General features: G+C 69.7%; 7 protein-coding genes. 3 read left to right on the top strand and 4 right to left on the bottom strand.

The features are described 5' to 3' along the window. The first annotated feature begins 150 nt into the window (after nucleotides 1–150). Entirely contained in the window at nucleotides 151–4521 is a 4371-nt protein-coding gene (locus tag ACMA1D_RS07130) for a hypothetical protein (RefSeq protein ID WP_414723024.1), read from the top strand. Nucleotides 4522–4615: 94 nt separating this feature from the next. On the opposite strand, the gene ACMA1D_RS07125 is transcribed toward ACMA1D_RS07130, so the two are convergent. Next, on the bottom strand, nucleotides 4616–5221 hold the full coding sequence (locus tag ACMA1D_RS07125) for an SMI1/KNR4 family protein (protein ID WP_414723023.1): 606 nt from the start codon (nucleotides 5219–5221) through the stop codon (nucleotides 4616–4618). A 268-nt stretch (nucleotides 5222–5489) separates the two neighbouring features. Here ACMA1D_RS07125 and ACMA1D_RS07120 point away from each other — a divergent pair, with 268 nt between their 5' ends. Then, nucleotides 5490–6107, top strand: coding sequence for a YbhB/YbcL family Raf kinase inhibitor-like protein (locus ACMA1D_RS07120; protein ID WP_414723022.1), 618 nt, complete (start codon nucleotides 5490–5492; stop codon nucleotides 6105–6107). A gap of 164 nt (nucleotides 6108–6271) precedes the next feature. On the opposite strand, the gene ACMA1D_RS07115 is transcribed toward ACMA1D_RS07120, so the two are convergent. Continuing rightward, the gene (locus ACMA1D_RS07115) at nucleotides 6272–6667 is read right to left on the bottom strand and encodes an NTP pyrophosphohydrolase (protein ID WP_414723021.1); all 396 of its coding nucleotides are present in this window, start codon (nucleotides 6665–6667) and stop codon (nucleotides 6272–6274) included. A 120-nt stretch (nucleotides 6668–6787) separates the two neighbouring features. Here ACMA1D_RS07115 and ACMA1D_RS07110 point away from each other — a divergent pair, with 120 nt between their 5' ends. Then, nucleotides 6788–7828 (top strand): hypothetical protein, encoded by a 1041-nt coding sequence (locus ACMA1D_RS07110; RefSeq protein WP_414723020.1) that lies wholly within the window; start codon nucleotides 6788–6790, stop codon nucleotides 7826–7828. Nucleotides 7829–7913: 85 nt separating this feature from the next. Here the strand turns inward: ACMA1D_RS07110 and ACMA1D_RS07105 are convergent, their stop codons facing one another. Both ACMA1D_RS07105 and ACMA1D_RS07100 read right to left on the bottom strand, forming a co-directional pair. Next, on the bottom strand, nucleotides 7914–10043 hold the full coding sequence (locus ACMA1D_RS07105) for a 3-hydroxyacyl-CoA dehydrogenase NAD-binding domain-containing protein (RefSeq protein WP_414723019.1): 2130 nt from the start codon (nucleotides 10041–10043) through the stop codon (nucleotides 7914–7916). Further along, complete coding sequence (locus tag ACMA1D_RS07100; protein ID WP_414723018.1) at nucleotides 10040–11254, bottom strand: thiolase family protein; 1215 nt, start codon at nucleotides 11252–11254, stop codon at nucleotides 10040–10042. Before ACMA1D_RS07100 ends, ACMA1D_RS07105 begins: the two co-directional genes overlap by 4 nt. Between the last annotated feature and the right edge of the window lie 202 nt (nucleotides 11255–11456).

The raw sequence follows: 11456 nt of genomic DNA, 5'->3' as shown, positions 1-11456 counted from the left end.
CCGTGATGGGTCCCAGCAGTTCACTTCAGACATCACGCCCTACGTCACCCGGCCCGGCGTCCCGCGCTCCGTGCGACTGAAGAGGAATGGCGCACGCACGGCGCGCCAACGGGACGCCCGCTGTCTCTCAACTGCGCAGAGAAGGGGCACGTGTTGAATTCCCGAAGAAAGAGAAAGAAAGCTCCGCTCGCGGCCGTCGCCGCCGCAGCGCTGACCGTGGGATTACTTCCCAACCTGCCGGCCTGGGCCGATGAGGACGGCCGGGGGAACGCCGCACCGTCGTCGGCGCCGGCCACCGCCACCCAGGCCGCGACATCCTCCAGCGTGAATCCGGCTGACCGTAGCGAAATCCTCGGAAAGGACTGGCAGCGGTCCCGTGACCGGGCCTGGACGACGACCGGTGACGCGCTGGGCTTCCACCTGCTGGTCGCGGACCAGAAGGACGGGTACGCCTGGCGTACCGTCGCCTCGCTTGCAGAACCCGGCTTCGACGCGGACCAGTGGATCGGCAATGCCTGTGTGACGGGCTCCGGGCGGCGCGCGGTCGTCGCCTACGCGCCGCGGACGTTCACGAACAAGCCCGAGTTGATGGCGCGGGGCGCCTTCACCGCCGTGGTGGACCTCGGGACCGGCGCGGTGACGAAGCTGAAGCACCAGGCGTCGCTCGCGTACTTCAGTCCCGGTTGCGGCACGGCCGAGACCGCCGTCCTGACCCAGTACGCGGGCGAGACGAAGAACGCCACCCGGCTCGTCACGGTCGACACGGAGACCGCCAGGACCGGCCGGCCCATCGAGTTGGAGGGCCAGGTCAGTTCCGCGGTTCCGGTGGGCAAGGATATCGTCGCGGCCGACGCCGCCCGGCTCGTCAAGATCGACGGAGCGGGCCGGCGTACGGCGCTCGCCCGGACCGACCAGGTTCCGTTCCTGCTCAGGCCCGACGCCGACGGCGGCGTGAGCTACCTCGACCGGCCGGCCGGTCGCGCCCGGGGGAACGCCGAGCGGGGCGAGGTGGAACGCCTGACCGCCGAGGACATCAAGGCGGCGGACGCGGCTGGTGCCAGGCCCCGCGTGCTGGCGGTCGGCCCGCTGCGCGGGATGGACCTCACCAGCAGCGCGGACGGCACGGTCTTCGTCACGGGTGAGACCACCGCCGTCGGCCCCATGCCCAGCACGGTCAAGCGCCGCACCGACATCCCCGCGGGCGCCCACGCGACGACCCGCGGCGCTGCACTGGTGACCGAAACGGCCTGGGTGACGGGCAAGGGCTCCCGGAGCGCCGCACCGGACCCCACGGGGGCGCGGCCGGCGAGCATCGACCTGAAGGTGCTGGCCACGGGGGAGCGGGCCGCCTTCCGGGTCACGCCAGGTGAGGCCGTCAAGCGTCCGAAGGGCGGGGGGAACGCCCGCTCCCCGGCCCTCCCGGGCGGCAAGGCCCCGTCCGGTACGAGGCGCTCGGTGGCCGCGGCGGGTTCCCCGAACAACCCCGTCGAGGACGAGCGGTACTGCTCCGTCCCGCGCAACGACGTGCGCAAGCAGGCCATGCAGCCCAAGCCCCGCCAAGTCGAGTGGGCCGTGGACCAGGCCATCACCAACAACCTGAACAAGCACATATCGCGCCCGGCGAATTGGAAGAACCTGGGCATGGGCGCCTATCAGCCGCAGAGCCTCTTCCCCCTCAAGGCGTTGGAGGGCGGCGGACGGATTCCCGCACAGATCATGCTCGGCATCACCGCACAGGAATCCAACATGTGGCAGGCGTCCCGCGTCGTCGTGCCCGGAGTGACCGGAAATCCGCTGATCGGCAACTACTACGGCATCAAATACGCGGCTGACGGCGAGCAGACCGACCCGTGGGGCATCGACTGGGCCGAGGCGGACTGCGGTTACGGCATCACCCAGGTCACCGACGGCATGCGCGTGCACGGCAAGGAGAAGCCGGGGGAGAAGCCCCTGACCACGCTCCAGCAGGAGGCCGTGGCGCTGGACTACACCGCGAACGTCGCCGCCGGCGTCAACATCCTGGCCGACAAGTGGAACCTGACCCGCAAGGACGGGATGACCGTCAACGGCGGTGACCCCAAGTACCTGGAGAATTGGTTCTTCGCCTTGTGGGCCTACAACTCCGGCTACTACCGGAAGGCCGACGCCGCCAAGAACGACGGCCTGTGGGGGGTGGGTTTCACGAACAACCCCGCCAACCCGCTCTGGAAGGCCAACCGTACGCCGTTCCTCTCCAATGCGAGCGGCACGGGAGACGACTACTCGCATGCCGCGCACCCGCAGGACTGGCCGTACCAGGAAAAGGTCATCGGCTGGGCCGCCCGTCCGCTCCAGGCCCTGGAATCCCCCGGCACCATGGTGCTCGGCTTCCGGCAGGCGTGGTGGAACAGCAACGAGCTCCGCATGGCCATGAAGCCGTCGGAGAAGCTTTTCTGCACGACTGCGAACACATGCGATCCGAGCAAGATCGGGCCGAACGACCAGAACGAACCGGGGCTCGGCGCCTGTACGCGTGCGGACCTGAAGTGCTGGTGGTCGCAACCCGTCAAATGGAAGGACTGCACCAAGGCGGAGTGCGGCAACGAGATCCTGCGGTTCAACGACACCTACAAGGAAGAAGCGGACGGCACCGCCTATCCGCCGAACTGCTCCACCGCCGGACTCCCCGGCAAGGCGCTGATCGTCGATGACGTCCCCGACAACATTCCCTCGATCCGCCCGGATTGCCCCCGGCAGGCCGGGTCCGGCAGCTTCAGCTTCGACTTCATGAACAACGGGGTGGAGGCACACCTCCCGGCCAAGATCGACACCCATCAGCTCGGCGCTGGATACGGGGGGCACTTCTGGTTCGCCCATACTCGTCAGTCCGACGTCGAGGGCCAGCGACTCAAGGTCACGGGAACGTGGACGCTGAACAAGCCCATCAACGGCACGGCCAGAGTGTGGGTGCACCTCCCTGATCACGGTGCACAGACCGAACAGGCGCGGTACGAGGTGAAGGGGAAACAGGGCTGGCGGACGAAGCTCCTTTCCCAGAAGGGCAACAAGAACCGGTGGGTACCGCTCGGGGCCTATCGGTTCAACGACAGCAACCCGCAGGTCCGGCTCACCACGATCACCTCGGACGGTACGGGCGACCAGGACATAGCCTTCGACGCCGTCGCCTTCGAGCCCGGCAACTTCCCGACTCTGCCCGAGGTCAAGGTCCCCGACCCGGATCCGAACGCACCGGACCCGGACTACAGCGTCCAGGAGCCCCAGGGGAACGACGGCCCCGTCGCGGTGGCCCAGCGGGTGGTGTGCAGCAGTACGGCCGAAGTGGACCGAAAAATCTGCGCCGAAGCCGCAAGGAAGGCGCCGGACCTGAAGGACGTGACAGACCCGGCCCAGCCGAAGAGCAACCTGAATCCCTGGTGCGACAAGATGAGGCACAAGTACGAGATCAAGCGCTACGAGGGGTGCTATCGGGACCAGTGGCCGGTCCTTTATCTGGACCCCGACACCCTTTCGCTCCTGGGCACGGTCGTCTTCTCTTTCGTACAGGAATTCAAACTGCGCGGGAACGAGAGCCAGTTCCTCGACAGCATCACCTTCAAGCCCGTCAGTTATACGGGGGCAATGCCTCCCATCTCCATTAAAGAGTGGACTTCCAGTTGCACCCCGCAGGGCAAGTGTGACACCACGAACACCCCGCCAGCGCCCGCTCCCACCTGGCAGGGCAAGCCCACCTGGGTAATGGGGGAGTTCCACCAGGCATCGGCTGTCCGGGGGCACCAGTCGGGCGACCTGCTGATACCCGGATATACTCACGAGCACCGGGTTCAGACTCAGATTGACATGCAGGTTCCGGGCACCGAGAAAGTCATCGACTTCGGCTCGTGGGACTCTGCGTCGATGGGCCCCATCCGATGCGACTCCGTCTTTCCCAAGGACACCAAGGGGTGCGTCTTCAAGGACTACCGCCCGACATTCAAGACCAATACCTATCAGTACCCTGCGGCGGCGGCCTACTACTGGCTGATGCGCGAGGGACTCGATTCCCACCCGGGGAGCAAGCGGCACAAGAGCCCGCTCCGTCGGGAGGGAACCAAGGCCGTCAGCGATAGGAACCGCGAGGTGATCTGCAACCTGGGGGGCCAGGAGAACCGTTGGAGCGCACACCCGGACGCCACGCCCGACGCCGAAGGGGTGCAGTGCGACGAGTACCCCTTCGCCACCACCAAACAGAGCGGTGGGCAGAAACTGCCACACGGAAAGTCGTGCGTCCAGCTCTATGCGAAGAAGGAGAGCGACGGGTGGCGCCTGTACGACGATGACAGGGAGGAGTTGCCCAACTGGAGTGCCATCTGTGCGCGAGCTTCCATGCCCGCGAAGCAGAACATGGACGCCGGGCGCGCCGGGGGCCTCGCCACCTTCACCAAGAATATGCGGGTACAGGACGACGATCCGTACTACATCGAGGTCCCGGAGCTCGAAGGATGCGACACCAGCAGCGTGTGCGTCATTCGCCCGCGTAGCTGAAGCAGAGCCCGCGTCATGGACGTGCGGTGCGCCTTTGACATGAAGTGAGCACGGTGGGGAGCAGGCGCCATGCCTGCTCCCCACCCCACTGAAGTCAGCCGACACGCCATTCGACGCTCAGTGAGTCCTCGCGTATCTGCGGTAGGTAGTGGTCAATGCGGCTCATGGTCTCCAGCGCGTCCGCCACCTCGCCGAAGAAGTGCGTCAGGCTCCGCCATCGCGGCTCGTACCGGCAGTACTCGTCGTCGTATTCCAGCACCTGGCCGTAGGTGGCGCCCGGGCGGTGGTCGACGACGAGTTCCTGCCCCGTGACGTCGCCCGCGAACGGTATCCAGTGGGTGTGCGCCGTCTCGCCGATGACCAGGCTGCTTGTTTCCTCTTCGATGCTCCACGAGACGTTTTCCCTCATGTGCTGGTGCCCCGCACGTAGGCGCTGCGTCCCGTAGAGCCCGCGGGTGCCGGGGAGGAAGGAACCGGGATCGCCCGCGCTGCGCAGGAGCGGCACCCCGTCGTGGTGTCGTAAGAGCGCGCGCAACTCGTCGCACAGCGGGAACGCGCCGTCCGTGACGGAATTGATCGCCGCGTCGGATGCGGGTGCCCGAAGGGCGCGGTAGTCATCCGGAGCGTGCAGTTCCAGCCAGGTTTCCAGGCGTTCCCACACCTCGTGGAATTCGCTTGTTCCGCGGTCCTCGCTCGGCATCGTCGCCGCCCTTTCGCGTCCGATTCATTCACGGCCCGCCCAGTGTCCCGCGGCCCCGACCGGCGGCTCTCCCGCCACCGCACCCGCGTCGGCGCCGTCACGAGGACGGTTCCGTCCGGGACGACGGAGCGGAAGGCGAAAAGTACCGTGACCCGACCGGTAAGTGACATGGCGTCAGATTCGCGAGTGCCTAAGCTGGTCCTGCCGTACGCATACCACTCTCACGCCACGGACACCTCAGCGATCACGAGCATCTCGGGAGCCTCCAGTGAGAAGTGCAAAAATCACGCTCTGCGCCCTGCTCTTCATCGGGGCCACCAGCCTCTCGCCAGCCACTGCCGCGCCGGCTTCACCGGCTTCAGCAGCTCGGTCGAACCTGTCGAACCCGTCGACCGGGAACGCATTCGCCCTGTCCAGCACCGCATTCGCCGACGGCGGCGTCATACCCAAGGTCCACGAGTGCACCAGTGGCGGCGGGAGCGACCCCGGCAAGCGCAACGAATCCCCCGCCCTGAACTGGTCGGGCGCTCCGGCCGGCGCCAAGAGCTATGCGATCGTCATGCGGGACCTCGACAACGCCAGCCTCATCCACTGGGTCATCTACGACATCCCCGCGCAGGCGACCTCGCTCCCGCAGAACGTCGACCACGTGTACCAGCCCTCGACCCCGGCGGGGTCCCGGCAGGTCTACTACCGCGGCAGCGCGAGCCTCTTCGGCTACCAGGGGCCGTGCTCGCCCTCCACGGTGAACACCTACGAGTTCGTCGTCCACGCGCTCAACCAGCCGTCGCTGACCAGCCTGAACTCCAGCTCGACGACCCGGACCGCGGCCAGGACGATCGCCGCGGCGACCATCGGGTCGGCCCGGATCACCGGCGAGTCATAGCGCCGCCGCGCGGGCCCGCGCACCGGCCCGCGCCCCACCCGGCCGCCTGCTCCCGCCGGGCAGGCTCCCCGCTCGCTCCCGCCGGCAGGCCCCCGTATGCGCCCGCCCGCGCCCGCCTGCCCGCTCCGGCCCGCCCGCTCCCGCCCACGAGCTGACCGCCCGCGTTACGAACGGACCGCCCGCGGCCCCGCCACGTCCGCGCCCAACGCGCCCACCCGCTGCCGCAGTTCGCGGTCGGCGGTGACCACCAGGCAGGGGCGGTCCGGGGCACGGGCGGCGACCACCGCCACGATGTGATCATCGCCACTGCCGGGCGCCGACTCGACCCGTACGACCGGCGTCGATTCCACGCCACGCGCCCGGCCTTCGACCACGAGCACGACCTCTACGGGGCCCTCCTGCGCCCAGCCGGGCACGTCCGCGCGGGCGGGCAACCCAGCGTCGGCCAGGGTCGCCAACGCGTCCCGCAGGCGCTCGGCGGCGCCGTGCCGATCGCGCCACCATCCGTCGGGTACGGAGCCGACCACGTTCGCCGCGTCCACCACCACGAGTGCCTTCATGCGCTCAGCCTGGCACGATCAGGGCGTCGGGGCCGTATTGCCCTGGAGAGGGCACGCGGCGCCCTGGGCCAGGCAAAATACTATGGTCGGTGTTACAAGAGGGAAGGTTGTCTGCGAACCATGGTGTTGCGGTTGCTGCGCGGAAAGGACGGCAGGCTCTCGGCCTACGCCCCGGCGGCAGGCGGCATCGCCCGCTGGACGGAGACCCGTCCCGGAGGGCCGAACTGGACCGGGCCCGAGTGGCTCGACGTGCCGGGTCTGACCGCCTGTTCCATCGGCCAGGGGTCGGACGGTTACGTCCATCTGGTCGGGCTGCGCGAGAAGCGGGCCCCCGATGACCAGATCGACGTGGACGTGGTGCACGCCACCCAGTACCAGACGGGGCGGCCGACCACGGTCTGGCACTCGCTGGGCACCCCGCACCCCAAGGACGCCGAGCGGGCGCGGCGCGTGACGGTGGTCTCCACCGTCGTCGGCAAGGAGGGCGCCCTGCACGTCGTGGTCCGCAACGCGGGCGGCGGCATCAGCGCCCGCCGGCAGGACGCCAAGGGCAAGTGGAGCGGCTGGGTCGACTTCAAGGGCAGCAACGTCACCGATGGCGTGTCCACGGTCGCCACCAAGGAGGGCCGGGTCGAGTTCTTCGCGCCGGCCACCGGCGCGGCCCTGCGCTGGTACATGACCGAGCCAGGCGGCGGCCTCAAGCGCGGCGCCAACCTCGACGTGAACCCGCTGCCGGGCTCCGCGTCGGGCGTCCAGACCGGCCGTGACTCCCTCACCCACTACTGGCGGGACGCGGACACCCGGGAGATCGTCGCCTACCGGCCCGGCGCGGACGCCGAGCCCGTGTCGCTGGGCGGCGCGGCCGGCGAGGGCCCGGCGGCGGTCATCCAGGCGCCCGTCTACGGCTACGACTGCACGGTGCTGGCCCAGCACGAGCCGGGGACCAGACGCCTGGCGGTCGCCGCCTACCCCACCGAGAACGAGGCCGCTGGCGCCTACTGGACGCCCACCGGCGAGCCCGGCCTCACCGATCCGGCCCTCGCGCTCGACGGCTACGGACGGGTCGTCCTGGCCGCGCTCGGCCCCGGCCGCGAACTGCTGGTCACCCGACAGAAGACGACGGAACCCGGGCTCGCGCTGGACGCCTGGACGGTGGTCTAGCCTCCCCTCAAGAAAACGCCGACCGGGGAGCGGCCACACGCCTCGTGCGTGTGCCCGCTCCCCGGTCAGGTGGTGGCGTGTCGCGCTACTGCGGGACGCTCGCCAGGCCCGGGGCCAGGAAGCGCTTGCCGATGACCCGCTCGGAGACGCCCGTACGGTCCAGGTACGGGGTGATGCCGCCCAGGTGGAAGGGCCAGCCGGCGCCGGTGATCAGGCACAGGTCGATGTCCTGCGCCGCCGCAACCACGCCCTCGTCCAGCATCAGGCCGATCTCCTGCGCGACGGCGTCCAGCACCCGCTCGCGCACCTGCTCCTCGCTCAGCACGGTGTCGCCCTGCTGGAGCAGCGCGGCGACCTCCGGGTCGAGTTCGGGGGTGCCCGAGTCGTACACGTAGAAGCCGCGCTTGCCGGCGGCCACGACGGCCTTGAGGTTCGGCGAGACCGTGAAGCGGTCGGGGAAGGCCCGGTTCAGGGTCTCCGACACGTGCAGGCCGATCGCCGGGCCCACCAGCTCCAGCAGCACCAGCGGGGACATCGGCAGTCCGAGCGGCTCCACGGCGCGCTCCGCGGTGGCCACCGGGGTGCCCTCGTCGATGACGTTCTGGATCTCGCCCATGAAGCGGGTGAGGATGCGGTTGACGACGAACGCCGGGGCGTCCTTGACCAGTACCGCGGTCTTCTTCAACGTCCTTGCGACCGCGAACGCGGTGGCCAGCGACGCGTCGTCGGTCTGCTCGGCGCGCACGATCTCAAGCAGCGGCAGGATCGCCACCGGGTTGAAGAAGTGGAAGCCGACGACCCGCTCCGGGTGGGCGAGTTGGGAGGCCATCTCGCTGACCGAGAGCGAGGAGGTGTTCGTGGCCAGGATGGCGTGCTCCGGCACGACCGCCTCGACCTCGGCGAACACCTTCTGCTTGACGCCCATCTCCTCGAAGACGGCCTCGATGACGAAGTCCGCGTCGCCGAACGCGGCGGCCTTGTCCAGCGATCCGGTCACCAGGGCCTTGAGCCGGTTGCCCTGGTCCTGGTTGACCCGGCCCTTGAGCAGCAGCTTGTCGATCTCGCCGTGGACGTACGCGACGCCCTTGTCCACCCGCTCCTGGTCGATGTCGGTGAGCACCACCGGCACCTGGAGGCGGCGCACGAACAGCAGCGCGAGCTGCGAGGCCATCAGCCCCGCGCCGACCACGCCGACCTTGTTCACCGGGCGGGCCAGCGACTTGTCGGGGGCGCCGGCAGGCCGCTTGGCGCGCTTCTGCACCAGGTTGAACGCGTAGATGCCGGACCGCAGCTCGCCGCCCATGATCAGGTCGGCGAGCGCCTGGTCCTCGGCGTCGAAGCCCTGCCGCAGGTCGCCGTTCTTGGCCGCGGCCATCAGGTCCAGCGCCCGGTAGGCGGCCGGCGCCGCGCCGTGCACCTTGCCGTCCGCGATGCCCCGACCGCGCTCGATCGCCCGGTCCCACGCCTCGCCGCGGTCCACGTCGGCCCGTACGACCTCGGTGTCGCCGCGCAGCACCGACGCGGTCCACAGCAGCGACTGCTCAAGGAAGTCGGCGCCGTCGAAGATCGCGTCGGCGATGCCCAGCTCGAACACCTGGGCGCCCTTGAGCTGCCGGTTCTGGTTGAGCGCGTTCTCGATGATGACGGTGATCGCGCGGTCGGCGCCGATCAGGTTCGGCAGCAGCGTGCAGCCGCCCCAGCCGGGCACCAGGCCGAGGAAGACCTCGGGCAGCGAGAACGCCGGCAGCGCTCGGGAGACGGTGCGGTACGTGCAGTGCAGACCGACCTCGACGCCGCCGCCCATCGCCGCGCCGTTGTAGTACGTGAAGCTGGGGACCGCGAGCTGGGACAGCCGCTTGAAGACGTCGTGCCCGCCCTTGCCGATGGCCAGCGCGTCCTCGTGCTGCTTGAGCAGCTCGACGCCCTTGAGGTCGGCGCCGACGGCGAAGATGAACGGCTTGCCGGTGAGGCCGACGCCGACGATCTCGCCGTCCGCGGCCTCCCGCTCCACCTGGTCGATGGCCGCGTTCAGGTTGGCCAGTGACTGCGGGCCGAAGGTGGTCGGCTTGGTGTGGTCGAAGCCGTTGTCCAGGGTGATCAGCGCGAACCGCCCGGCACCGGGCAGCTCCAGGTGGCGCACGTGCGCCTGCGTGACGACCTCGTCGGGAAACAACTCGGCCGCGCCCCGCAGGAGTTCGGTGGTGCTGGTGCTCACTTGCCCTCCCAGTGGGGGTTCTCCCAGATGACCGTGGCGCCCATGCCGAAGCCGACGCACATGGTGGTGATGCCGTACCGCACCTGCGGCTGCTCCTCGAACTGCCGGGCGAGCTGCGTCATCAGCCGCACGCCGGAGGAGGCCAGCGGGTGGCCGAAGGCGATGGCGCCGCCGTACTGGTTGACCCGCGGGTCGTCGTCGGCGATGCCGTAGTGGTCCAGGAGCGAGAGCACCTGCACCGCGAACGCCTCGTTGATCTCGAACAGGCCGATGTCGTCGATCGTCAGGCCCGCCTTGGCGAGTGCCTTCTCGGTCGCCGGGATCGGGCCGATGCCCATGACCTCCGGCTCCACACCCACGAACGCGTACGAGACCAGCCGCATCTTCACCGGCAGGCCCAGCTCGCGGGCCACGTCCTCGGCGGCGATCAGCGAGGCGGTGGCGCCGTCGTTGAGGCCGGCCGCGTTGCCGGCGGTGACCCGGCCGTGCGGACGGAAGGGGGTCTTCAGGCCCGCCAGGTTCGCCAGCGTGGTGCCCGGGCGCATCGGCTCGTCGGCGGTGGCCAGGCCCCAACCGGTCTCGCCGCCCTCCGGGCTGGTGCGCCGGATCGAGATCGGCACCAGGTCCTGCTGGATCTTGCCGTTCGCGTACGCCTTGGCGGCCTTCTCCTGGCTGCGCACCGCGTACTCGTCGGCCCGCTGCCGGCTCAGGTGCGGCAGCCGGTCGTGCAGGTTCTCCGCCGTCATGCCCATGAACAGGGCGGACTCGTCCACCAGCTTCTCGGCGACGAACCGCGGGTGCGGGTCCACGCCCTCGCCCATCGGGTGCCGCCCCATGTGCTCCACGCCACCGGCGACCACCACGTCGTACGCGCCGAAGCTGATCGAGCCGGCGGTGGTGGTCACGGCCGTCATGGCGCCGGCGCACATCCGGTCGATGGAGTAGCCGGGCACGCTCTGCGGCAGCCCCGCCAGGATGCCGGCGGTGCGGCCGAGCGTCAGGCCCTGGTCGCCGATCTGGGTGGTGGCGGCCACGGCCACCTCGTCGATCCGCTCGGGCGCCAGCGTGGGGTTGCGGCGCAGCAGCTCCCGGATGCACTTGACGATCAGGTCGTCAGCGCGGGTCTCGTGGTAGATGCCCTTGGGGCCCGCCTTGCCGAACGGGGTGCGGACGCCGTCGACGAAGACGACTTCCCTAGCGGTACGAGGCACGTTGGCTCTCCCTCTCATTGTGTTCGCTCGCCACGGGGTACGGCGCGACCGATGCCGCCCCGGCGGACCCGGGGTCCGCACGGACCGGCGGTCGGCGGACCGCCGGAGCCGACGCGCGACCCGGGACGGCCCGCGGACCGGGCTCCCCGTGCGACATCGGAGCACCCGCCGGCTCGCTCACCTCACGGGGCTGGCCGGATAC

It is taken from the genome of Streptomyces sp. 796.1 (genome assembly GCF_047525675.1).
In the GTDB taxonomy this organism is placed as follows: domain Bacteria; phylum Actinomycetota; class Actinomycetes; order Streptomycetales; family Streptomycetaceae; genus Streptomyces.
This window is presented reverse-complemented; position numbering and strand designations above follow the sequence as displayed.